Below are 23,676 nucleotides of genomic sequence, written 5' to 3'. Positions count from 1 at the left end.
TCCGTTCAGGCCTGCGCCGGGGCGGCCGGCATCCGGCCACGCTCGATGTCATGAAGAACGCCGCCCGGCCGCGTGTAGTAGAACCAGGTGAGAACCAGGCAGATCGCGTAGAAGGCAAGGAAGCCCCAGAGTGCCAGGAAGGGTGCGCCTGTCATCGCGATCGAGGTGCCGTAGGCCTTCGGGATGAAGAAGGCACCGTAGGCCGCGATCGCGCTGGTGAAGGCGATGATCGCCGCGCTTTCGCGTTCGGCCTGCCGGCGGCTCGCCGCCGCGTCCAGGTGCGGCATCAGGCGCGGGATTTCGCGGCCCATGATTGCCGGGATCATCTGGAAGGTCGAAGCATTGCCAACGCCGGTCAGGAAGAACAGCGCCATGAAGCAGGCGAAGAAGCCGGTGAAGCTTCCACCCGCGCCGCCGACCGGCAGGAAGTTGATGACGCCGAACACCGCCACGATCATGCCCAGGAAGGTCCAGAAGGTCACCCGGCCACCGCCGAACCTGTCCGAAACCCAGCCCGTTGCCGCGCGGGAAAGGGCGCCCACAAGCGGTCCGAGGAAGACATACTGCAGCGCGTTGACCTCGGGGAACATCAGCTTGGTCAGCAGCGGGAAGCCAGCCGAGTAGCCGATGAAGCTGCCGAAGGTCCCGGTGTAGAGAACGCACATGATCCAGTTGTGGAAGCGCGAGAAGATGATCGCCTGGTCGCGGAACGACGCCTTGGCCTCGGCAATGTCATTCATGCCCAGCCAGGCGGCGATGGTCGCAACGATGATGAAGGGCACCCAGACGAAGCCGGCGTTCTGCATCCACATTTCGGCGCCATCCGCGGTCGTCTGCGCCTCGCCGCCCATGGCGCCGAAGACGCCCGCGGTGATGACGATCGGAACAAGGAACTGCATGACCGACACGCCGAGGTTCCCAAGCCCTGCGTTCAGCGCCAGCGCGTTGCCCTTTTCAGCCTTCGGGAAGAAGTAGGCGATGTTGGCCATCGACGAGGCGAAGTTGCCGCCGCCCAGCCCGCACAGAAGCGCAAGCACCATGAAGATCAGGTAGGGTGTCTGGGGGTTCTGAACCGCGTATCCGATGCCGATCGCGGGCAGCAGCAGCGAGGCCGTCGATAGCGTCGTCCACAGGCGGCCGCCGAAGATCGGCACCATGAAGCTGTAGAATATCCGCAGGGTCGCGCCCGAGAGCCCCGGCAGCGCCGCCAGCCAGAACAGCTGGCCGGGGGTGAAATCGAAGCCGATGGCGGGAAGCCGCGCCACGACCATCGACCACACCATCCAGACCGAGAAGGCCAGAAGCAGGGCAGGGATCGATATCCACAGGTTCCGGCGCGCGATGCGGCGCCCCTTTTCGTCCCAGAACGCACGGTCCTCGGGGCGCCAGTCGTCCAGCGTGTGTGTCATTATGGTCTTTCCAGGTATGTGAATTTCCTGCAGCTCGGGAAGAGCGGGCAGGGTGTCGAGCATGTCGCCATGCGCAGCGCGTTCCATCGCGCGGATGGACAGGTGCATCCAGGCCAGCGCCACGGCGACCAGCACGAAGAGCAGCGCAAAGCAGCTGGTGTAGATGCCGGTCAGGTCAAGCAGCGCGCCGAACATGATCGGCAGGATGAAGCCGCCAAGGCCGCCGATCATCCCGACAAGGCCGCCCACCGCGCCGACGTGCGTCGGGTAATAGACAGGGATGTGCTTGTAGACCGCCGCCTTGCCCAGGCTCATGAAGAAACCGAGGCAGAACAGCGTGATGACGAACGGCCAGCGGCCCATCTCGGTCGAGAAGTGGATCGGGCCGTCCTTGCCCTGGATAACGTAATCCGTGGGCGGGTAGGAGAGCATGAACAGGAACACCAGCGAGAAGAGGAAGGTCCAGTACATCACCGACCTTGCGCCGAAGCGGTCCGACAGGTGCCCTCCGTAGGCGCGGAACAAAGAGGCGGAAAGCGAGAACGCCGCAGCCGACATGCCGGCCGTCTTGACGTCGACGCCGTAGACGTCGATCAGGTAGTGCGGCATCCAGAGAGCCAGCGCCACGAAGGCGCCGAAGACGAAGAAGTAGTAAAGGGAAAAGCGCCAGACCTGGAGCTTCTTCAGTGGCGCGAACTGCTCGGCAAGGCTTGGGGCGCGGACGCCCTTCTTGCGGCGTTCGACAAGCTCCGGATCGTCCTTGGCCAGGATGAAGAACAGCACGCCCATGATGGCGATGCCGGCCGCCCAGACTTGCGCCACGCCCTGCCAGCCATAGGCCACCATCACGAACGGGGCCAGGAACTTGGTCACGGCCGCTCCGACGTTGCCCGCGCCGAAGATGCCAAGCGCGGTGCCCTGCTTGCCGGCCTCATACCAGCGCGAAACATAGGCGACGCCGATGATGAACGACCCGCCGGCAAGGCCGATGCCAAGGGCGGCAACAAGGTACATGACGTAGGTGTGCGCCAAGGTCAGCGCCCAGGTCGCCAGACCCGTCAGGATCATCTGTGCCGAAAACACGAGCTTGCCGCCGTACTTTTCGGTCCAGACCCCAAGGATCAGCCGCGTGAGCGAGCCGGTCAGGATCGGTGTCGCTACCAGAAGGCCGAACTCGAACTCGCTCAGGCCAAGCTCTTTCTTGATGGCCACGCCGATGATGGAAAAGATCGTCCAGACTGCAAAGCAGACCGTGAACGCAATGGTGCTGAGTGCGAGGGCGCGATTCTGATCGCCCTTCGACACGTGCATTCCCTGCAGCATTGTCGCCTCCGTAACATGCGCAGAGTCAGTCCCCGCGCGACTGCCGCGACATGATCACCGGCGGCGTCAGTTTTTCTTGATCCAAGTCAAAAACTGAACATTTATGAAGTAAAATCAATTGCTTATGATAATAGTCATGCGCCGCCGCGAAATGCGTTGACCAGATCGGGTTAATTCTGATGGCTGAATGTCGACATGCGTCGGCATTTGCCTTAACAATTATCAAGAGTCGAAACCCTAGCCCCGGTGATTCATGCGAGACGCCGACCTCCAGGAGATCCGCGCCCTGCCGCTGTTTCGTGACATGGGGGAGGCGCCTTTTGCAGATCTGATGCGCGGCGCGTATCATCAGAACTTCCCGGCCCAAGTCACCCTGATCGAAGAGGGGCGGCCCGCCGACTTCCTGCACATCGTGACGGACGGGGCGGTCGAACTGTTCGCAAGGTGGAGCAATCGGGAAACCACCCTGGCCGTCGCGCGGCCCGTATCCACCTTCATTCTCGCGGCCTGTATCAATGATGCGCCCTACCTTATGTCCGCCCGCACCATGACGTCATCCCGCATCGCCATGGTTCCGGGCGCCGACCTTCGCGCGGCGTTTCTCAAGGATGCCGCCTTCGCGCAGGCGATCGTCGGGGAACTTGCGGGCTGCTATCGCAGCGTCGTGCGGCATGCGAAGAACATCAAGCTGCGATCGTCCAAGGAAAGGCTCGCCGCGTTCCTGATCGGCGAGGCCGAAAAGGCGGGGCAGGGGTCGTCCTTCGAGCTTCCGTTCGAAAAGCGGATCCTCGCGTCCTATCTGGGTATGACACCCGAAAACCTTTCGCGGGCGCTCAAGCAGCTCAAGGACGAAGGTGTCATGGTCGATGGTGCGACGGTCAGGTTCCATGACGTGGACCGTATCCGCGCGATCGCGATGCCGGGCCGCCTGATGGACGAATGCGTCTGATCGCCTGCGGCGAAGATCATCGTGACCGCGCGATCCGGGTTGGCATCGGCCCTTCACGACTTGTCGGGGCCCTTGCGCATCCTTTCGAAGCTCATCGAGATATGCGCCCTTTGTATCAGCGCGGCGGCATGCAGATCGCCGATCCGCAGCGCGCGCAGGATGTCGTCCACCTCTCTGCAGAAGACATCGACCTCGTCGATCAGGTCGATCGTTGAGGCGAAGACCGATTTCAGCCAGATCCGCGTCGTCTGGAAATAAAGACGTTCGCACACTTCGCGCAGCGGTTCGTTGGCGGTCAGGCACAGCAGCGCCAGGAAGAAGTCGACGTTGAGCTGGGCAAAGCGACGCGGATCAGGATCCGCGACAAGCGCGTGCGAACGGTCCGCAAGATCGCGGAAATGCTCCCAAAGCGCCGCGTCCGGGGCGACGGGATCAAGCTTGCCGGTCAGTTCCGCCAGTTCCAGGCGCAAGCGGTAGGTCTGTGCCAGCTCTTCGATCTCGACATCGGTGACAAACGTGCCGACCCCGTGAACCGACTGCACCAAGCCCTCGCCCTCGAGGCGGACAAGGACCCTGCGCAGCGGCGTGCGGCTGGTCCCGAATTCCGCTGCAAGAGCCTCTTCCGAAAGCCGAGTTCCCGGAGCGTAGTCGAGAAGGCAGATCCTGTTGCGGATCTCGTGGTGCATCCTCTCGAACCGTTCACGGGCGCTTTGGGTGACGTCTATCGGTTCAACATTCAATGTCTTGAAACCTCATGCGGTCTGGCGGTTGACGATGTAGACACCCGCCGCGGACAGGCCGAAGCCCACCAGCGCGAGTGATGTGACATGCTCTCCCAATGCGGCCCAGGCGATGATCATGGCCAGCGGCGGGACCAGATAGAGCAGCGAGGATATGCGGGTGGCATCACCACGCTGGATCAGCGCGATGAACAGCCCGATGGATATGATCGAGTTGGCGATCACAAGGTAGGTCATGGCGACGACAAGTTCCGGCTGCCAGTCAATCACCATGGTTTCGGTGATCATCGCCACCGGAAGCAGAACACAGAAGCCAACGACGTACTGGACGACCCCGCCGACGGCCGGGTCGGTCTTCAGCCCGTGCCACTTCTCGAACAGGGTGGCCAGCGTGATGCCCGCCAGTGCGCTGACGGCAAGCATGACCGCGACCCAGGGGCTTGGGCCAAGCGTCTGGCCCGACACGATGACAAGCAGGACACCCGCAAACCCCAGCAGCAAGCCCGCCCAAAGAAAACGCCCGCCGCGTTTCCCGGTCAGCAGCGGCGACAGCGCCGCGACAAGGATCGGCTGTAGCGACATGATGATCGCGGTGGTCCCGGCGTTCATCCCGCGCTTCATCGCAAGATAGGCAAGCCCGAAGTAGACGCACTGGATCAGGAACCCGGTCAGGGCAATCGCGACCCAGTGGCGCGGGCTCGCGGGCCAGCGGGCGGCGGGCCGCAGCAGGAAGGGCATCAGCGCCACGGCGGCAAGTCCGTAGCGCAGGGTCAGCATGGTCATCGGCTCGATATGCGCCAGGCCGAGCTTTGCAAAGGTGTAACCGCCGGACCAGAAGATCAGGAAAATGAACGGCGCCGCGCTCCAGAAGATCGCGTTGGCCCGGCTTTCCGTTCCTGTGGCGGTTTGCATCGCATCCTCACGCGGCGAGCTTGTCGCCCAGTCGTTCCAGCATGTTCAGGCATTGCTCAAGCTGGTCAAGCGAAAGGTATTCGTCCGGCTTGTGCGCCTGTTCTATGGATCCCGGACCGCAGACCACGGCTGCGGTGCCGAGCGATTGGAATATGCCTGCCTCGGTTCCGAAGGCCACGGTGTCGGCGCCATTGGCGCCGGTCAGTTCCATCAGGATCTCCTTGGCCTCGTTGTCGTCGGCCGGGATCAGGCCATCGACCTCACCGATGACCTCGGTCACGATATCGGCGTCCGGGGATACCGAACGCATCGCGGGGATCAGCGTGTGGGTGCAGAACTCATGCAGGTTCGATTTCACGAAGTCGGCGTCGCCGTTCTGGACGGGACGCATTTCCCAGTCGACCCGAGCCTTGCCGGGGATGACGTTGTGCGCCACGCCACCGATCAGCGCGCCGGTGTTGATCGTGGTCCAAGGCGGTTCGAACCGGCCGTTGGCAGGCGCGCGGCCCTTGAGCTGTTCCTTGAGTTCCAGAAGCCGCGCGACGTAGCGCACGGCGTATTCGACCGCGTTGACGCCCCTGTCGGGGCCCGAACCGTGGCCTTCGAGCCCGGTGAAGTGGGTCGAGTATTCGTAGCAGCCCTTGTGCCCCTCGATGATCCGCATCGACGTCGGCTCGCCAATGATCGCGATGCCGGGCCGGATGCCCTGCGCGCGCAGGACCTGCGCAAGCGCCTGCGCGCCAATGCAGCCGGTTTCCTCGTCATGGGTGAATGCGAAGTGGATCGGCCGGTCCTTGACACGTGCCGCATAGAAGGGCGCCATCGCCACTGCGGCGGCGATGAACCCTTTCATGTCGCATGTGCCACGGCCGTAGAGCTTGCCGTCACGCTCCACCATCTCGAAAGGATCGGTGGACCAGTTCTGGTCCGCCACCGGCACAACGTCCGAGTGTCCCGACAACAGGATGCCGCCATCCGTGTCGGGGCCGAGTGTCGCGAAAAGGTTGGCCTTCGCGCCTGTCGCGTCCCGGTGGATGTCCACCCGCGCGCCCACTGCACTCAGCTGATCGGCGAGGAACTCGATCATCGCAAGATTGCTGTCGGTCGAAACCGTGGGAAACGCGATCAGGTGGCGAAGAAGCGCCTTGGTGTCGTCAAGATGGTGCACGTCTGTCAGTCCTTCACGAAAAGCTTGCGTTCGACATCGCAGAAGGTTTCTGCAGGGCCGCTTTCCTTGATCAGGATCGACTCGGTCGTCTCAAGCCCCCAATCCTTCAACCACAGACCGGGCATGAAGTGGAAGGTCATGCCGGGCTCAAGCACGGTTTCGTCGGTGGCGCGGAAGGATGCGGTGCGTTCGCCCCAGTCGGGCGGGTAGGACAGACCGATCGGATAGCCGCAGCGGCCCGATCGCTTGATGCCGATCTTTTCAAGCTCGGCGCCTAGCGCGTTGGCCACGTCACGGGTCCGGTTGCCGGCGCGGGCGGCGTCCAGCCCGGCTTCAAGCCCGGCGGTCAGCGCCTCTGCCGCGTCGATCATGTCCTGCGGCGGCTTGCCAAGGTGCACGGTGCGGCACAACGGGGCGTGGTAGCGGCGATAACAGCCCGAAAGCTCGAAGAACGTCGCCTCACCGGACTTCATGGGTTCCCCGTTCCAGGTCAGATGCGGGGCGGTCGCGTCGACCCCCGACGGGGTCAGGGGGACGATCGCGGGGTAGTCGCCCCAGGCGTCGTCAACGCCAAGAATGCCGGCGCGGCTGATCTCTGCCACCAGTTCGTTCTTGCGCAGGCCCGGGCGGGCCAGCTCGATTCCAAGCCGGACGATCTTTTCCGAGATCTTCGCCGCATTGCGCATGAAGGCGATTTCGTCGGGCGACTTGACCATGCGCTGCCAGTTCACAAGCGCGGTCGCATCGACGAGCTTTGCGTTGGGCATCTCTGCCGAAAGGGCGAGGTACGCCTTGGCCGAGAAGTAGTAGTTCTCAAGCTCGACGCCGATCCTTGCGTTTGCGAAGCCCATGTCGGCAAGCCGCTTGGCCAGGTCCTCCATCGGGTGGCTCGTGGTGGACTGGATGTAGCGGTCGTCGTAGCCGATGATCTTGTCGTCATCCATCCAGACGGTTCGCAGGGCGCCGTTGGCGTCCTGGCTGCGGCCCCACCAGACCGGGTCCCCCTCCATCGGAAGGATCACGCCCTGGTGCACGTAGAAGGACCAGCCGTCGTAACCAGTCAGCCAGGCCTGATTCGAAGGATCCGTCGCGAAAAGAACGTCGATGCCGGCCTTTTCCATGGCTGCGCGCGTCTTCGCGATGCGACGCGCGTACTCGGCTGCACTGAAGGGTGCGTTTTCCAGTCCCATTGGCTCCTCACCTAAGGCTGCAGGGCAATTGTGCACAACGCTATGCACAAACGCTAATGCGAGCAAGATAAATGCGTGCATAATGCGCTTAATGCGCGGAAAATTTCTTGACACATGAAATGGTCAGGCAATGATGTGCACAACGAAGCGCTCTCGACTCTTCCGGTCGCGAGCATCCATCAGGGAGAACGGCATGAGAAAATCTCTAGTAATGACAACAATCGCCGCCGGTATCGCTTTGGGGGCGTCCACGGTCGCGGCCTTCGCCGGGCCCTTGATGGACCGGATCAACGCCGGCGAAACCATTCGCCTTGGCTTCGCGAACGAGGTTCCCTGGGCCTACCCCGGCGAAAACAATGCCCCGCTTGGCTTCGTCAACGCCTATGTGCTGGGCGTGCTTGGTCAGATGGGGCATGACAACATCGAGCCCGTCGTGACCGACTGGGGTGGGCTGATCCCGGGTCTTCAGGCAAACCGTTTCGACATGATCACGGGCGGAATGTACATCCTTGGCACGCGCTGCGAGAACGTGACCTTTTCCGAGCCCATGGCGAAGGTGTCCGACGCGTTCATCGTGAAGGCTGGCAACCCGGAAGGCATCTCGACCTACACCGATTTCGTGGCCAAGAACGCCACGATGGTGACCGGGGCGGGCTTCAACACGGTCGAGGCCGCCATGAAGGAAGGTGTGCCCGAGGCTCAGATCATGCAGGTTCCTGGACCGACCGAGATCCTGGCCGCCGTCAAGGCCGGTCGCGCTGCTGCCGGCGCGGTGACATTCTTCACCGCCCAGGAACTGGCCAAGAATTCGGGCGGCGAAATCGAAGTGACTGATCCCGGCGCGCTTCCGGACTGGACGCAGAACTGGGTCGGAATCGGGTTCCGTGACGATGACGCAGACTTTGTCGCCGCGTTCAACGAGGCCCAGGAAAAATACCTTGGATCGCCCGAAATGCTCGCTGCCGTCGCCGAATACGGCTACGATGAAAAGGTGTTGCCGGGCGACGAGACGACCGAATGGGTCTGCTCGAACCGCTGAGTTTCAGCTGATCTGAAGCCGCGACGGGCCCGGCGCCGGGCCCGTCACGTTTTATGAATGATCGGAGCGGCCATGTCTTATCCGGAGTTTCTGGCCGAATATGGCGGCCGCTATATCGATGGCGCCCTGATCACGGCCGCGCAGTTCATTCTGGCCGCGGCTCTGGCGATCGTCATGGCGCTGATCATGGGGCTGCTCAAGCTGTCCTCCAACCCGATCGCCAAGGGCGTCGCCGTCGTCTACATCGAATTCTTTCGCGGCACCTCGCTTCTGGTGCAGCTGTTCTGGCTGTTTTATGTCCTGCCGCTGTTCGGGCTGACGTTCGACAAGTTCACGACAGGCTTTGTCGCTGTTGGTCTGAACCTTGGCGCCTATGGGGCGGAACTTGTCCGGGGTGCGATCCAGTCGGTTCCGAAAGGCCAGTGGGAGGCCTCGTACGCGCTGTCCATGTCGCCTGCGGCCCAGATGCGGCGGATCATCCTGCCCCAGGCCTTCGTCGCGATGCTGCCGCCCTGGGGCAACCTTATCATTGAACTTCTCAAGGGCACCGCGCTTGTCGCGCTGATCGCCGTGTCGGACCTGATGTTCGAGGCGCGCCAGATCAACGGCTCGACCTATCTGTCGGCGCAGGCCTTCGGGACGGCCCTGATCATCTACTACATCTTTGCCCGCTTCCTCATCACGCCCTTCATGCGCTGGCTCGAACGGGTCATGGCGCGTCGCCTGGGGAGGGGCTGAGCGATGCAGTGGAGTTGGGAATTCACATACGAGATCATGCCCCGCATGCTCTGGGCGACGCTCAACACGCTGATGGCGGCGGGCATCGGCTACGCGATTGCGGTGGTGCTGGGGCTTGTGCTGGCGCTCGCGCAGCGCACGCCCTACCGCGGCTTGACCCTCGTCGTGCGGGAAGTCGTTGAGTTCATCCGGTCCACGCCGCTGGTTCTGCAGATCTTCTTCGTCTACTACGTCGGACCCCAGTATGGGCTGAACCTCAGCCCCTGGGTCGCGGGCATGATCGCCATCGGCCTTCACTACGCCTCATATCTTTCCGAGGTTTACCGGGGCGGGATCGAATCCGTGGCCAAGGGGCAGTGGGAAGCCTGCACCGCGCTGAACATGACGCCAATGAAAACCTACTTCCGCGTCATCATTCCGCAGGCCCTTCCCCCGTCCGTGGCGGGAATGGGCAACTATCTGGTCGGCATCGTCAAGGACACGCCGATGCTGTCGGTGATCGGGGTTGCTGAACTGATGCACGCCGCAAATGCGATCGGCGGACAGAACTACCGCTACCTTGAGCCTTACACGATCGTCGGCGTGGTATTCCTGATGATCTCACTGCCTTCGGCCGGCCTGATCCGCGCCTTCGAGGCCTGGGTGCGCCGAAAACTGGGGATGAGATGATGGAAGACATGTCGCAATATCCGCTGGAACTGACCGGGGCGGACGTTCCCATGGTGCGGTTCATGAACGTGACAAAGCGTTATGGTGCGCTGACGGTGCTTGACGATCTAAGCCTTGATGTCGCCGAGGGGGAGATGGTGACCATCATCGGCCCGTCGGGATCGGGCAAGACCACCGTTCTGCGGATGCTGATGACGCTCGAGACGATCAACGGCGGCGTGATCTATGTCGATGGCAAGCCGCTCACCCATATGCCGAAGAATGGCGTGCTGGTGCCGGCGGATGCGAAGTATCTGCGGCGTGCGCGATCCTCCATCGGGATGTGCTTTCAGCACTTCAATCTCTTCCCGCACATGACGGCGCTGCAAAACTGCATGGAGGGTCCGGTCCAGGTCCTGGGCCTGTCGAAACGCGAAGCACGGGAGCGCTCCGAGGAATTGCTGGAAATGGTCGGCATGATCGACAAGAAAGACCAGCACCCCTCGCGCCTGTCGGGCGGTCAGCAGCAGCGCGTGGCGATCGCGCGCGCCCTTGCGATGCGCCCCAAGGTCATGCTTTTCGACGAGGTCACGTCTGCGCTTGACCCCGAGGTGATCGGCGAAGTGACGAACGTCATCCGAAGACTGGTTTCCGAACACAACCTGACCATGCTGATGGTCACGCACCAGATGGGCTTCGCGCGCGATATCTCGGACCGGATCTGCTTCTTCTACGGCGGCAAGATCGAAGAGCAGGGCCCCCCCGACGATCTGTTTGGAAATCCCAGGCGGGACCGCACCAAGCAGTTCCTTTCCGCCGTCAAGGAAGCAGACTGAATGGATTTCTCACTGGCCGATATCCTCGCAGCGAGGCGGGTAATCCGGGGCGTTGCCGATGCGACACCCTTCGTCCCTTCGCCGTTCATGACTCGGGCCGCCGGACAAGAGTTCCTGCTGAAGCTCGAAAACATGCAGCCCATCGGTGCGTTCAAGCTGCGTGGCGCGGTCAACGCGGTCATGGCCCTGCCCGACACGGTCGGCGGGGTGACCTGCTGCTCGACCGGGAACCACGGACGCGGTGTCGCCTTTGCCGCGGCACGCCGGGGCATGAAGGCTGTGATCTGCATGTCGAAGCTGGTGCCGCAGGCCAAGGTCGACGGCATCCGCGCGCTTGGTGCCGACGTGCGCATCGTCGGCACGACGCAGGACGAGGCGATGTATGAAAGCCAGCGGCTGTGCGAGGCGGAGGGGCTGGTGGAAATCTCGCCCTTCGATGATCCCAAAGTGATTGCGGGGCAGGGGACCATCGGTTTCGAGATGCTGGAGGCCAGGCCCGACCTTGCGACGCTTCTGGTGCCGCTGTCTGGCGGCGGGCTTGCGGCGGGCGTGTCTGTCGCGGCCAAGTCGATCAATCCCGGGATCAGGGTCATCGGCATCACGATGGACCGGGGCGCGGCCATGCATGCCTCGATCAGTGCCGGACATCCGGTTGAGGTTCCCGAATACGCCTCGCTTGCCGACAGCCTTGGCGGGGGGATCGGGCTTGAGAACCGGCTGTCGTTCCCGCTTTGCCGCGACAATCTGGATGACGTGGTGCTTGTGACGGAGGAAGAGATCCGCCACGCGATGCAGGTCCTTTACTACGAAGACCGCATCGTGGCCGAGGGCGCTTCGTCAGTGGGTCTGGCGGCGGTGCTGGCAGGCAAGGTGGCCTCCGACGGGCCGATCGGCACGATCGTGACGGGGCGCAACCTCGACATGGTTACGTTCAACAGGATCATGGCGGGCGAAGATGTGCAGATCGGCGATCTGAGCGTGAAGGGAAAGCGTTATGGCGCATGACATCCAGATCGTCACCGAAGCCGAATTGCGGCAGGTCGTTCACCTGGACCTGACCACGGTCGACGTCATCGAGGCCGCCTTTGCCGCGCTGGCCCGAGGCGGTGTCGTGATGCCGCCGATCATGTCCATGGACCTGCACGAGGTGAACGGAGAAGTGGACGTCAAGACGGCCTACATCCCCGGCTTCGACGGATTCGCGATCAAGGTAAGCCCCGGTTTCTTCGATAACCCCAAGATCGGGCTGCCCAGCCTGAACGGATTGATGATCCTTTTTTCGGCCCGGACCGGATTGGTGGAATCGCTGTTCCTGGACAACGGGTATCTGACCGACATTCGCACCGCCGCCGCAGGCGCCGTCGCCGCGCGCCATCTGGCCCCGATGATGGTCGAGACCGCCGGCGTGATCGGCACCGGGGTCCAGGCGCGGCTTCAGATGCAGGCGGCACACCTGGTCCGTCCCTTTGCGCGCGTGCTTGTCCACGGGCGCGACATGGACAAGGCCCGCGCCTGCGCCTCTGATCTGGCATCCTTGCTTGGCATCGACGCCGAAGCGATCGCGGATCCCGCCGCGCTGGTCGCGCAAAGCCAGCTTGTCGTCACGACGACGCCGTCCCGCGAGCCGCTGATCAGGGCCGACTGGCTGCATCCCGGACTGCACATCACCGCCATGGGCTCGGACCAGACCGGCAAGAACGAGATCGAGCCAGCCGCGCTGATGGCCGCCGACGCCTATGTCTGCGACCGGGTCAGCCAGTGCGAGGTTTCGGGCGAACTGGAGGCCGCGCTGGCCGCGGGCGTCTGGACCAAAGGCACGCCCCCCGAGTTGGGAGAGATCATCGCCGGCCAGAAGCCGGGCCGCACGTCGTCCGACGACATCACCATCTGCGACCTGACCGGTACCGGCGTTCAGGATACCGCGATCGCAACCCATGTCCGCGCCCGGTTCGCCAAAGCGGGGACGATCATACGAGCATGAAAGATGTTCAAGAATCCCTTCTCAGACAAGGAACTTGCCCGCCGCGTCTCTGGCGTCCGCGTGGAAATGGCTGCGCGCGGCCTGGATATCGCGGTCTTCTCGGCGCCCGAAAGCGTCTTCTATCTGACGGGCCTTGATCATTGGGGCTATTTCGCGCCGCATCACCTGATCGTGCCGGCAGACGGCGAGATGGTGCTGGTTACCCGCCAGATGGAGCGGGTCACGATCGAGAACCAGGTGCGCAACGCCCGCTTTTCGGGCCACAGCGACAGCGTGACCCCGGCAAGCCATCTGGCCGGGGAACTGGGCAGCCTGTCCGGCAAGCGGGTGGGTTTCGAAACCTCATCCTCCGGGTTTTCCTTTGCCGCCGGGCGCGAGATCGCCAAGACGACCGGCGCGGGACAGTGGGATGACATCACCGACCTGACCGACGCCCTGCGCCTTGTGAAATCACCCGAGGAGCAGGCGATCATGCGCGCCGCCGCCAGGGCCTCGGACGCCGGAACCCTTGCCGCCATCGCCGCCATCCGCGACGGCGCGCGCGAGGCCGACGTGGCCGCCGAATGCACTGCCGCGATGATCCGCGCTGGATCGAACCCGCCCGGCTTCGGCCCGTTCATCCGCCCCGACCACCGCATCGCCGAGGAACACACGACCTGGGGCGACGGCACTTACATCAACGGTGGACGGGTCATGCTGGAACTCGCAGGCTGCGTTTCGCGCTACCATGCGCCGATGGGGCGTCTGATCCATCTGGGCCACATCCGCGACGAGGATGCCGAGATGGCCGAAATCTCGAAACGCGCGTTCGCGGCAAGCCTGAACGGCCTGCGCCCCGGAAGGCGCGCGCGCGACGTCTATGCCGACTGGCAGGCCGTAGTGGACGATGCGGGGCTGCCGCACTACCGCCGCCATCACTGCGGCTATCTGGTCGGCATCGGCTTCCCCCCCTCCTGGACGGGCGGCAACAAGGTCACCGGCCTGCGCCACGACAGCGACCTGGAGATCAAGGAGGGGATGAGCTTCCATCTTCTGTCATGGTTCACCGAAACAGGCCGCGGTGATTTCTTCGTCTCGAACTGCGCGCTTCTGGGGCCGAACGGGCCGGAGCTTCTGACCAACGCGCCCATGGGGCCGACGGTGCTTTGACCGATGAAGCTCGACGATCGCGACATCCAGATTCTGCGGGTCCTGTCCACGGAGGGGCGCATCACCAAGGCCGCGCTGGCCGAGAGGATCGGGCTGTCGCCCACGCCCTGCTGGGACCGGCTGAAGAAGCTGGAAAAGGCCGGACTGATCGAGGGATACCGCGCCGACATCAGCCTGAAGAAGCTGGGACCCCATGTGACGGTTTTCGTCGCGGCCGAATTGGCCGACCACACGTCGGCCAGCTTCCGCGCCTTCGAGGATGCGGTGAAGCGCTATGATGAGATCGTTGCCTGCTGGGCGCTTGGCGGCGGCTTCGACTACCTGCTTCAGATCGTCACCCGCGACATCGACGCCTATCAACGACTTATTGACGAAATGCTGGACGCGCGCATCGGCCTCGCGCGCTACTTCACCTACATCGTGACGAAGCCGGTGAAGGGTTACGGCGCCCCTCCGTTCGACGTGCTTCTTGACCTTGAGTGATCCGGTCTGAAAAGCGCGGCGTGGGCAGAGGAATCTTCTGCCGATGGCGCAAAGTTCGGTCCCGCCCTCTGCGAACAGCGGCGATGATCCCCCCGACACTCCCGATGAGGATCAGATGTTGGATAACGCGACCACGACCCTGGCACAGATCGAGGACAAGAAGCTTGTCCGCTGCTTTTCATATATTGGTGGCAAATGGTGCGCCGCGGAAACCGGCGACACCATCGCCGTGACCGACCCGGCTACCGGCGAAGCGATCGGCGAGGTCGCCAGCCTGTCCGGCACCGAGGCCGCGGGCGCCGTCGACGCCGCGCAACTGGCGTTTCCGGGCTGGTCCGGCCTTCTGCCGCAAGGCCGGTCCGCGATCCTTCGGCGCTGGTTCGAGCTGATCCTCGCGCACAAGGATGACCTTGCGCGGATCATGGTGCTGGAACAAGGCAAGCCCCTGTCCGAAGCAAGGGGGGAAATCGAATACGGCGCGGCCTTCATCGAATTCTACGCCGAGGAGGCGAAGCGACCGAACATCGAGGGCGTCACCAGCCACCTTCCGGACGCCGAGGTCGAACTTTGGCGCGAGCCGGTCGGCGTTGCCGCGCTGATCACGCCATGGAACTTCCCCTCGGCCATGCTGACGCGCAAGGCGGCGGCGGCGATGGCTGCGGGCTGCACGGTCGTCTGTCATCCCTCGGCTGAAACCCCCTTCTCGGCCCTCGCGCTGGCCGAACTGGCAGAGCGCGCCGGGGTTCCTCCCGGTGTCTTCAACGTCGTCACCGGCGTCGCGCCCGTCATCGTCGAGCCCTGGACAAGGGACACACGCGTGCGGGCTCTGTCCTTTACCGGATCGACCGAAGTGGGCCGGCTGCTTTACCGCCAGTCTGCCGACACCGTGAAGCGGCTCGTCATGGAGCTGGGCGGCCACGCCCCCGTGATCGTCTTCAAGGACGCGGATCTGGACAATGCGGTCGCCGAAACCATGAAGGCGAAATGGGCAACCTCGGGCCAGGACTGCCTTGGCGCCAACAGGATATACGTCGAGCGCGCGATCTATGATGAGTTCTGCAAGCGCTTCACCGAGGCCACCAAGGCCCTGACCATCGGGCCGGGTATGGAAGACCGCGACCTCGGCCCCCTGATGAACGAAAAGGCCGTCGCCAAGCAGGAAGAGCATGTGGCCGACGCGCTGGCCAAGGGCGCGAAGCTGGCATGCGGAGGCAAACGTCATGCGCTTGGCCCGCTGTTCTATGAGCCGACCGTGCTGGTGGATGTGCCCGCCGATGCCCGGATCCTGTCAGAGGAAACCTTCGGCCCGGTCGCGCCGATCCTTCCCTTCGACGCCGAGGATGCGGTGATCGCCCAGGCCAATGCGACCGAATACGGCCTTGTCGCCTATATCCACACCCAGGATCCGCGCCGCATCTACCGGCTGTCCCGCGCGCTTCAGTTCGGCATGGTCGCGGTGAACCGCACCAAGGTTACCGGCGCGCCGATCCCCTTTGGCGGAACCAAGCAATCCGGCCTTGGCCGCGAAGGTGCGCGACTGGGGATGGAGGAATTCACTGAAATCAAGTACGTCTGCCGCGATTGGGCGTGAGAGGGAGAAACCGAATGCTGAAGAACGATCAACTGGACCAGTGGGACCGCGAGAATTTCTTTCACCCGTCCACGCATCTTGCCCAACACGCGCGGGGCGAAAGCCCGAACCGCGTGATCCGCACCGCATCGGGCGTGCATATCGAGGACCGCGACGGCATCCGCCTGCTTGATGCCTTCGCGGGGCTCTACTGCGTAAACGTCGGTTACGGCCGGCAGGAGATCGCCGAGGCCATCGCCGCGCAGGCGAAGGAATTGGCCTACTACCACGCCTATGTCGGGCATGGCACCGAGGCCTCGATCACGCTGGCGAAGATGATCCTCGACCGCGCGCCCGCGAACATGTCCAAGGTCTACTTCGGCCTTGGCGGGTCGGACGCGAACGAAACCAACGTAAAGCTCGTCTGGTATTACAACAACATCCTTGGCCGGCCGGAGAAGAAGAAGATCATCTCGCGCTGGCGCGGCTATCACGGGTCGGGCCTGATGACCGGCTCGCTGACCGGGCTGGAGCTTTTCCACAAGAAGTTCGACCTGCCGCTGGCGCAGGTGATCCACACCGAGGCGCCCTATTACTACCGTCGCAAGGACCTGGCCCAAAGCGAGGCCGCGTTTGTCGCCCATTGCGTCGCCGAGCTTGAGGCGCTGATCGAACGCGAGGGCGCGGACACGATCGCGGCCTTCATCGGCGAGCCGGTACTGGGCACGGGTGGCATCGTGCCGCCCCCCGCCGGCTACTGGGAAGCCATCCAGAAAGTGCTGAAGAAGCACGACATCCTGCTGATCGTAGACGAGGTCGTGACCGGTTTCGGGCGTCTTGGGACCATGTTCGGCTCGGACCATTACGGGATCGAGGCCGACATCATCACCATCGCCAAGGGCCTGACCTCGGCCTATGCTCCGCTCTCCGGCTCCATCGTTTCGGACAGGGTCTGGAAGGTGCTGGAACAGGGCACGGACGAGTATGGCGCGATCGGCCACGGCTGGACCTATTCGGCCCACCCGATCGGCGCGGCGGCCGGCGTTGCGAACCTGAAGCTGATCGACGATCTGGGTCTCGTGAAGAACGCGGGCGAGGTTGGGGCCTATCTCAAGGCCCAGATGAGCGAGGCGCTCTCCGACCATCCCCACGTGGGCGATGTGCGCGGCGAGGGGATGCTGTGCGCCGTCGAGTTCGTCGAGGACAAGGACAGCCGAAGGTTCTTCGATCCCGCAAAGAAGATCGGCCCGCAGGTTTCCTCGGCGCTTCTGGCGCAGGACAAGGTCATTGCCCGCGCGATGCCGCAGGGCGACATCCTGGGCTTCGCGCCGCCCTTCTGCCTGTCCAAGGCCGAGGCTGATCAGGTCGTCGCGGCGACCGCCCGCGCTGTGAAGACGGTGCTGGGCTAAGCCACACCCAAAGGGCGCGTCACACGCTTGGGTGATGTGATGCGCCCGAATGGTCCGGCCGATAGCATGGTCAGGGCGGTCCTGTCAGCGACAGGCGCCGCCTGCGTCTTCTATGACCAGCTTGCAGGTTGGCACCCGAAAGACGGGTGCCACTTTGAACACGATCAGGCTTCCGCGCGGACGTCAGGCGAAGGCTGGCTTTCGGGCGCGCCAGGCGGATCTTCATAGACCGACCACCCGTGTCTGCGCCCGGTGGCCGGAAGTTCCTTCTTCCCGACGTTCCGGATGATGTAGGTCTTGGCGATGGAATTCGCGGTGATCGGCGCTGTCAGGAAAAGGAACAGCGTGATCAGGAGCTCGTGAAACGAAACGCTGCCCTTGACCGCGATGAAGTAGAGCATCGACGCGATCAGGACGCAGCCGATCCCGAGCGTTGTCGCCTTGGTCGGTCCATGCAGCCGCTGCATCGTGTCGCGCAGCTTGATCAACCCGAAGGAACCGACGAGGCCGAAGACGCCGCCAAGAACGATGAGAAGGGAAATCAGGGCTTCGGTCAGGGCGGGCATCTTGCACCTCACTCGATGATGTCGCCGCGCAGGACGAAGCGGCAATAGGCTACGGTGGAAACGAAGCCGACCATGGCGACCAGCATCGAGGCCTCGAAATAGACCGCGGTGCCATTCCAGATTCCATAAAGCACCAGCAAGGCGATCACGTTGATCACCATGGTGTCGAGCGCAAGGATCCTGTCGGATGCATCGGGCCCAATGGCGATCCGCCAGAGACAGAACAGCAGCCCAAGCCCGAAACAGCCGAACGCGGTCAGCATGGCAACGGTTATCATGCGAATACCTCCTTTAGCAGCTGTTCGTAGCGCTGCTTGATCCTGTCGCGTTCATGGTCCGGATCCTCGGTATGAAGGCAGTGGACAAGAATGGACCGGCCATCTGCGGACAGCATTGCCGAAACGGTGCCTGGAGTCATGGTGATGGTGCCCGCCAGCACGGTGATCGCCTCGGGCGAATGAAGCTCGAGCGGGATGTTGATCCAGTGCGACCGGAAATCGGCGTTTCGCTTGAACAGGATGATCCACGCAATCTGCACATTGGCGACGATGATGTCCCACAGCACGATCAGGATATATCTGGCAGCCACCAGCGGGCGGCGCAGCTTCGGACGGTTTGGCCAATAGGGCGCCGTGAACATCGGCACGACGAGCCCCAGGAAAGCGCCCAGCAGCAGATTGCCCAAGGTGACGGTGTTGACGAGGCCCAGCCAGACAAGCGCCAGAACGATGCTGAGAAGAGGGTGGGGGATCAGGCGGCGGATCATGTCAGGTCTCCCCATCCGGTCCAAGGACCGCGATGATGTAGCCGTCCCTGTCAAATAGCTGCGCCGTCGTGCCATCGAGATATCCGACAAGTTGTCCGGCAAAGGCTGTCAGCAGCACAAGCAAGGCGATGGCTGCGATAACGGGAGCCAGTTCGGCAGCGCCCGCTGGCCTGCCGACGCCGATCGGATCGGGAAGCGGATCTGGATGTCCGGCCACATCCTGCAGGACTGTCGTGGATTTCCAGAACAGCGTGCTTCCGGCTCTGGCGAACCCGACGATGGTCAGAAGCGACGCGATCAGGACCGCGCTCCAGGCCCAGACGATGGTTTCCGGTTCGCGCAGCGCGTCCAGCACCATCAGTTTTCCGACGAACCCGCTGAGCGGCGGCATCCCCGCCATGCCGATCGCCGCAGCAAAGAACAGCGTCGCGAACAACCCGTTCTGCACGACTGCTGGTCTCAGGACGAGCTGGTCGCCCGTGCGGCGCGCAACGACCAGGTCCGCGACAAGAAACAGCGATGCCGCCGCGAAGGTCGAGTGTACGAGGTAATAGAGCGCCGCCGTCGTCGCCAAGGGCGAGAAGTCGGAGATGGCGATCATCAGCGTGCCCATGGAACCCAGCACCGAGAAGGCGATCAACCGCGAAAGATGCCGCGCACCCAGAACACCGATCGCGCCGATGGCGATCGTGACAAGCGCCGCTGGAAACAGCCAGGTTTCGGCCACTCCCGCAGTCGCGTCGATGTCGGGGCCAAAGATCAAGGTGTGGATCCTTATTATCGCGTATGCCCCAACTTTGGTCATGATCGCAAAAAGCGCGGCGACCGGTCCCGGGGCGTTTGCATAGGTTTCCGGAAGCCAGAACTGCGCGGGAAACAGCGCGGCCTTCAGCGCGAAGACGATCATCAGCAGCATGGCGGCCACGCGGGTCAGCGCGGCTTCTTCGACCGGCACTTCCCGAAGGCGCTGCGCCAGATCCGCGATGTTCAGTGTGCCGGTGCTCGAATAAAGCACCCCGAGCGCGAACAGGAACAGCGTGGACCCCGCCAGGTTGATGACCACGTAATGCAGCCCGGCCCTCATCCTTTCGCGCCCGCCGGAATGGACCATCAGGCCGTAAGACGCGATCAGGAGGATCTCGAAGAACACGAACAGGTTGAAGATGTCGCCGGTCAGGAAAGCCCCCACGATCCCCATCAGCTGGAACTGGAAAAGCGCGTGGAAGTGCCGTCCCCGCGTGTCCCACCCGGTCGCGACGGCATGGATCAGCACCAGGAGCGCCAGCACTGTGGTGACCAGAACCATCAGCGCCGAAAGACGGTCAAGCACCAGGACGATGCCGAACGGAGCCGGCCAGTCGCCCAGATAATAGACCTGCGGGTCGCCGCCAGCGGCCGCGAAAAGCCCGATGGCCATGCCCAGAAGAACGACGGTTCCCGCGATCGAAGCCGTGCGCGCCAGCGGAATGTCGTGGCGCATAACGAAACCGATGATGGGTGCAAGCAGCGCGGGCAGGATGACAGGTGCGATGATCCAGTGGTTCATTGGGCCGCTTCTCCGTCGGTCTTGTCGTCTTCGTCGGGCGCCTGTGGCAGGTCGATCCGGTCGTCGTCCGATTCCAGGTATGCGCCAAGCGCGACCATCACCAGCACAGCGGTCATGCCGAAAGAGATCACGATCGCGGTCAGAACGAGAGCCTGGGGCAATGGGTCCGTGTAGCTTGCGTCGCCATAGGGCGACAGGATCGGCGGCAGGTCGATCGCAAGCCGGCCCGATGCGAACAGAAAGACGTTCACGGCATAGGACAGGAGCGCAAGCCCCAGGATCGTGGAAAACGCTCTCAGCCGGAGGATCAGGTAGATCCCTGCGGCAGTCAGCGTGCCCACGGAACTCGCCACGATGAATTCCACGCTAGTCTTCCTCCCTTGCGAACCGCACCAGCGCCGATGGGTCGTAATCCATGGGTTCGCGATTGACCGTTTCGCCTGCGTAGCGCGCGATGCGCGACAGGCTGTAAAGCATCAGCATCACCGCACCCAGAACCGTCAGAAACACTCCGAGGTCGAACAGCATCGCTGTGGCGAGCTCGAACTCCTCGATCGGCGGGAAGTGAAAATAGTCGTACCCACTGGTCAGGAAGGGTTTTCCGGCCAGCCAGGCGCCGGCGCCGGTCAGGCTGGCGATGACCACGCCCCAGCCGATCATCGAGTGATATTCGATCTGCTGGCGGCTTTGGGTCCACGCAAAGCCCGACGCCATGTATTGCATGAGCAGCGCGATCGACACGACGAGACCCGCGACGAACCCTCCACCGGGCTCATTGTGCCCGCGCAGGAAGATGTACACGCCCACCAGAACCGCGATCGGCATCATGACCCGAGTGGCAATCACCATCATCAGCGGATGCCTGTCACGAGACCGGTCGCGCGAGTAATCGGTGTTGCGCAGCTTGCGCGCCGCCGGACCGCTCAGCAAAGCCTCCATCACGGCATAGATGATCAGACCGGCGATCCCCAGCACGATGATTTCACCGTAGGTGTCATAACCGCGGAAATCGACGAGGATCACGTTGACCACGTTCGTTCCCCCGCCGCCCTCGTACGAGTTCGCGATGTGATAGTCCGAGATGGTGGGGATGTCGCGCAGCAGGAACATGTAGGCGAGCGCGCCCACCCCGCCCCCCGCCGCGAGGGCGATCGCACCATCCCTGATGCGACGGCCGACCGAGCTTTCGATGGGCGAAACCTTGGGCATGTAATGAAGCGCCAGCAGCAGCAGCATGATGGTCACGGTTTCCACCGAAATCTGCGTCAGCGCCAGGTCCGGGGCCGAGAGATAGACGAATCCGACCGAGATCGTCAGTCCGATAACCCCGATCACGATCAACGCCCGGAACCGGTCGCGGTGCATCAGCACGACCGACCCGGTCGCCACCAGCAGTAGCACCCAGCCCACCGCGACCACAGGCGGCACGGGCAAAGGCGCACGTGTGGGGGCTGGCAGTCCGCCGCCGCTCCAGGCGATGTAGCCCAGCACGGTCGCCGAGGCGACGAAGATCGCAAGGTAACGCGACATCGCCCCGTCATGGGTCAATTGCGTGATGCGCGCCGCGACCCCCGCCGCCCCGCCGATCATGCGATCGAACATCGCCTTGGCCTCAGGGCGGGGCAGGGCGATCCAGGCCCGATCCAGGGGGCGATGGGCCGCCAGAAGCGCCGCGCCGCCCAGAACCGCAATGACCGACATGAACAGCGCCGGCGTGATCCCGTGCCAGAGCTTCAGATGGAATTCAGGAAGGATGCCCCCTGTCACGGCGCCTGCGGCGACGCGCACTACGGGCTCGGCGACGCTCGGCATGATTCCGATCACGACGACAAGGACGACCAGCAGGGCGGGCGCACTCCACAGGCCGGGTGACGGATCGTGGGGTTCGTGGGCATAGTCATCGCGCACCGGCCCGAGAAAGACGTGCGCAATGAAGCGGAAAGAATAGGCGACGGACAACAGCGCGCCCAGCGTCGCAAGGACCGGCACTGCCAGATGACTGCCCGCCCAGCTTGTGTGCGAGGCCTCTTCCAGCATCATTTCCTTGGACAAGAAGCCATTCAACAGGGGGATGCCGGCCATCGAAAGCGCCGCGAGCATGCCTATGGCGAAGGTCACCGGCATCAGTGTCCTCAATCCGCCAAGCCGCTTGATGTCGCGCGTATGCGCCTCGTGGTCGACGATGCCTGCGGTCATGAAGAGCGCGGCCTTGAACGTGAGGTGGTTGATGGTGTGGAACACCGCCGCGACCGCCGCCATGGGTGTTCCAAAGCCCAGCAGCATCGTCAGCAGTCCAAGATGGCTTACGGTCGAATAGGCCAGCAGCGCCTTCAGGTCGTCCTTGAAAAGCGCGATCAACGCCCCAAGCACCATTGTCACGAAGCCGGTGGTCGTGACGATGTAGAACCACGCCTCCGTCCCGGCCAGCGCGGGCCACATCCGCGCCATCAGGAAGACGCCCGCCTTCACCATGGTCGCGGAATGAAGATAGGCGGATACCGGCGTCGGCGCGGCCATCGCATGCGGCAGCCAGAAGTGGAACGGGAACTGGGCCGATTTGGTGAATGCGCCGATCAGGATCAGGATCAAAGCCGGAAGGTACCAGTCCGAAGCCTGGATCGTTTCACCGGCTGCAAGGATGTCGGTCAGATTGTAGCTTCCCACGATGTCGCCAAGGATCAGCATCCCGGCGATCATGGCGAGCCCGCCTGAGCCCGTCACCGCCAGGGCCATCCGCGCGCCTTGACGCCCTTCGGGCAGGTGCTTCCAATAGCCGATCAGAAGGAAGGACGACAGGCTTGTCAGTTCCCAGAAGATCAAGAGAAGCAGGATGTTGTCCGACAGCACGATACCAAGCATCGCGCCCTGAAACAGCAGCAGGAACGTATAGAACTGCCCCATCGGATTGTCGCCCGACAGATAAAATCGCGCATAGAGCGTGATCAGCAGGCCCACGCCCAGGATCATCGTCGCGAACATGAGGCCAAGGCCGTCAAGAAAGAATGCCGCTGAAAGCCCGATCTGGGGCAGCCACGGAAGCTCGGCCGTGATCACCTGCCCGTCCATGACCGATGGAGCGAGCAGCAGCAGCATTGTCAGGGAAAGCGCTGTCGGCGCCGCAGTGAAGAACGCGCAGGCATTGCGACCCGCGCGGATCATGACTCCGGGAATCAACGCGCCTATGAACGGTAGCAGCGCGATGATGATGAGCGAATAGTCGTTTACGGCCACAAGCGCTTCCTGTCGGTTCGCAG

The 23,676-nt window shown here is 63.3% G+C and carries 22 protein-coding genes; 11 read left to right on the top strand and 11 right to left on the bottom strand.

All coding sequences use genetic code 11. The features are described from left to right. Positions 1-5 precede the first annotated feature (5 nt). Complete coding sequence (locus tag OEW28_RS10585) at positions 6-2,732, bottom strand: nitrate/nitrite transporter (protein ID WP_318527527.1); 2,727 nt, start codon at positions 2,730-2,732, stop codon at positions 6-8. 253 nt (positions 2,733-2,985) lie between these two features. Between OEW28_RS10585 and OEW28_RS10580 the strand changes: the two genes are divergently transcribed. After that, entirely contained in the window at positions 2,986-3,681 is a 696-nt protein-coding gene (locus OEW28_RS10580) for a helix-turn-helix domain-containing protein (RefSeq protein WP_263734726.1), read from the top strand. A 53-nt stretch (positions 3,682-3,734) separates the two neighbouring features. Here the strand turns inward: OEW28_RS10580 and OEW28_RS10575 are convergent, their stop codons facing one another. The 4 genes from OEW28_RS10575 to OEW28_RS10560 all read right to left on the bottom strand — a co-directional run bounded on the left by OEW28_RS10575 (position 3,735) and on the right by OEW28_RS10560 (position 7,691). Further along, positions 3,735-4,367 carry a GntR family transcriptional regulator gene (locus OEW28_RS10575; protein WP_263734725.1) on the bottom strand — a complete coding sequence of 211 codons (633 nt, stop codon included), beginning with the start codon at positions 4,365-4,367 and terminating at the stop codon, positions 3,735-3,737. A gap of 66 nt (positions 4,368-4,433) precedes the next feature. Then, positions 4,434-5,333, bottom strand: a complete 900-nt coding sequence (locus tag OEW28_RS10570; RefSeq protein ID WP_263734724.1) for a DMT family transporter — start codon at positions 5,331-5,333, stop codon at positions 4,434-4,436. 7 nt (positions 5,334-5,340) lie between these two features. Continuing rightward, positions 5,341-6,501: an acetylornithine deacetylase gene (gene argE / locus OEW28_RS10565; RefSeq protein WP_263734723.1), complete on the bottom strand. Its 1,161-nt coding sequence runs from the start codon at positions 6,499-6,501 to the stop codon at positions 5,341-5,343. A 5-nt stretch (positions 6,502-6,506) separates the two neighbouring features. Next, on the bottom strand, positions 6,507-7,691 hold the full coding sequence (locus tag OEW28_RS10560; protein ID WP_263734722.1) for a M24 family metallopeptidase: 1,185 nt from the start codon (positions 7,689-7,691) through the stop codon (positions 6,507-6,509). 193 nt (positions 7,692-7,884) lie between these two features. On the opposite strand from OEW28_RS10560, the gene OEW28_RS10555 reads away from it, so the two are divergent. From OEW28_RS10555 to OEW28_RS10510, 10 genes are all read left to right on the top strand, one after another. Further along, positions 7,885-8,730, top strand: coding sequence for a transporter substrate-binding domain-containing protein (locus OEW28_RS10555; protein ID WP_263734721.1), 846 nt, complete (start codon positions 7,885-7,887; stop codon positions 8,728-8,730). 72 nt (positions 8,731-8,802) lie between these two features. Then, the gene (gene ehuC, locus OEW28_RS10550; protein WP_263734720.1) at positions 8,803-9,468 is read left to right on the top strand and encodes an ectoine/hydroxyectoine ABC transporter permease subunit EhuC; all 666 of its coding nucleotides are present in this window, start codon (positions 8,803-8,805) and stop codon (positions 9,466-9,468) included. 3 nt (positions 9,469-9,471) lie between these two features. Beyond that, on the top strand, positions 9,472-10,137 hold the full coding sequence (gene ehuD / locus OEW28_RS10545; protein WP_263734719.1) for an ectoine/hydroxyectoine ABC transporter permease subunit EhuD: 666 nt from the start codon (positions 9,472-9,474) through the stop codon (positions 10,135-10,137). Then, positions 10,137-10,952 carry an ectoine/hydroxyectoine ABC transporter ATP-binding protein EhuA gene (gene ehuA, locus OEW28_RS10540; RefSeq protein WP_318527526.1) on the top strand — a complete coding sequence of 272 codons (816 nt, stop codon included), beginning with the start codon at positions 10,137-10,139 and terminating at the stop codon, positions 10,950-10,952. Before ehuD ends, ehuA begins: the two co-directional genes overlap by 1 nt. Continuing rightward, on the top strand, positions 10,953-11,957 hold the full coding sequence (gene eutB / locus OEW28_RS10535) for a hydroxyectoine utilization dehydratase EutB (protein WP_263734718.1): 1,005 nt from the start codon (positions 10,953-10,955) through the stop codon (positions 11,955-11,957). It begins immediately after the preceding gene. Continuing rightward, the gene (locus tag OEW28_RS10530) at positions 11,947-12,933 is read left to right on the top strand and encodes a cyclodeaminase (RefSeq protein ID WP_263734717.1); all 987 of its coding nucleotides are present in this window, start codon (positions 11,947-11,949) and stop codon (positions 12,931-12,933) included. The genes eutB and OEW28_RS10530 overlap by 11 nt, the downstream gene beginning before the upstream one ends. Before the next feature lie 3 nt (positions 12,934-12,936). Further along, positions 12,937-14,082 (top strand): M24 family metallopeptidase, encoded by a 1,146-nt coding sequence (locus OEW28_RS10525; protein WP_263734716.1) that lies wholly within the window; start codon positions 12,937-12,939, stop codon positions 14,080-14,082. 3 nt (positions 14,083-14,085) lie between these two features. Further along, on the top strand, positions 14,086-14,565 hold the full coding sequence (locus OEW28_RS10520; RefSeq protein ID WP_263734715.1) for an Lrp/AsnC family transcriptional regulator: 480 nt from the start codon (positions 14,086-14,088) through the stop codon (positions 14,563-14,565). A gap of 115 nt (positions 14,566-14,680) precedes the next feature. Beyond that, a complete protein-coding gene (locus OEW28_RS10515; RefSeq protein WP_263734714.1) occupies positions 14,681-16,156 on the top strand; it encodes an NAD-dependent succinate-semialdehyde dehydrogenase in 1,476 nt (491 codons plus the stop codon). Positions 16,157-16,170: 14 nt separating this feature from the next. Beyond that, positions 16,171-17,544 carry an aspartate aminotransferase family protein gene (locus OEW28_RS10510; RefSeq protein ID WP_263734713.1) on the top strand — a complete coding sequence of 458 codons (1,374 nt, stop codon included), beginning with the start codon at positions 16,171-16,173 and terminating at the stop codon, positions 17,542-17,544. A gap of 164 nt (positions 17,545-17,708) precedes the next feature. Here OEW28_RS10510 and OEW28_RS10505 read toward each other — a convergent pair whose 3' ends face one another. Genes OEW28_RS10505 through OEW28_RS10480 form a run of 6 tightly spaced genes read right to left on the bottom strand, consistent with a single transcriptional unit; the run spans position 17,709 to position 23,653 of the window. Further along, positions 17,709-18,110 carry a Na+/H+ antiporter subunit G gene (locus tag OEW28_RS10505; RefSeq protein ID WP_263734712.1) on the bottom strand — a complete coding sequence of 134 codons (402 nt, stop codon included), beginning with the start codon at positions 18,108-18,110 and terminating at the stop codon, positions 17,709-17,711. A gap of 8 nt (positions 18,111-18,118) precedes the next feature. Next, positions 18,119-18,388, bottom strand: a complete 270-nt coding sequence (locus tag OEW28_RS10500) for a K+/H+ antiporter subunit F (protein ID WP_263734711.1) — start codon at positions 18,386-18,388, stop codon at positions 18,119-18,121. Further along, positions 18,385-18,876, bottom strand: coding sequence for a Na+/H+ antiporter subunit E (locus tag OEW28_RS10495; protein WP_263734710.1), 492 nt, complete (start codon positions 18,874-18,876; stop codon positions 18,385-18,387). Before OEW28_RS10495 ends, OEW28_RS10500 begins: the two co-directional genes overlap by 4 nt. Position 18,877: 1 nt before the next feature. Then, positions 18,878-20,422, bottom strand: coding sequence for a monovalent cation/H+ antiporter subunit D (locus tag OEW28_RS10490; protein ID WP_263734709.1), 1,545 nt, complete (start codon positions 20,420-20,422; stop codon positions 18,878-18,880). Beyond that, positions 20,419-20,787 carry a Na+/H+ antiporter subunit C gene (locus OEW28_RS10485; RefSeq protein WP_263734708.1) on the bottom strand — a complete coding sequence of 123 codons (369 nt, stop codon included), beginning with the start codon at positions 20,785-20,787 and terminating at the stop codon, positions 20,419-20,421. The genes OEW28_RS10490 and OEW28_RS10485 overlap by 4 nt, the downstream gene beginning before the upstream one ends. A 1-nt stretch (position 20,788) precedes the next feature. Beyond that, positions 20,789-23,653, bottom strand: coding sequence for a monovalent cation/H+ antiporter subunit A (locus tag OEW28_RS10480; protein ID WP_263734707.1), 2,865 nt, complete (start codon positions 23,651-23,653; stop codon positions 20,789-20,791). Positions 23,654-23,676 lie beyond the last annotated feature (23 nt).

Source organism: Albidovulum marisflavi, from assembly GCF_025751435.1.
Taxonomy (GTDB): Bacteria; Pseudomonadota; Alphaproteobacteria; order Rhodobacterales; family Rhodobacteraceae; genus Albidovulum; species Albidovulum marisflavi.
This window is presented reverse-complemented; position numbering and strand designations above follow the sequence as displayed.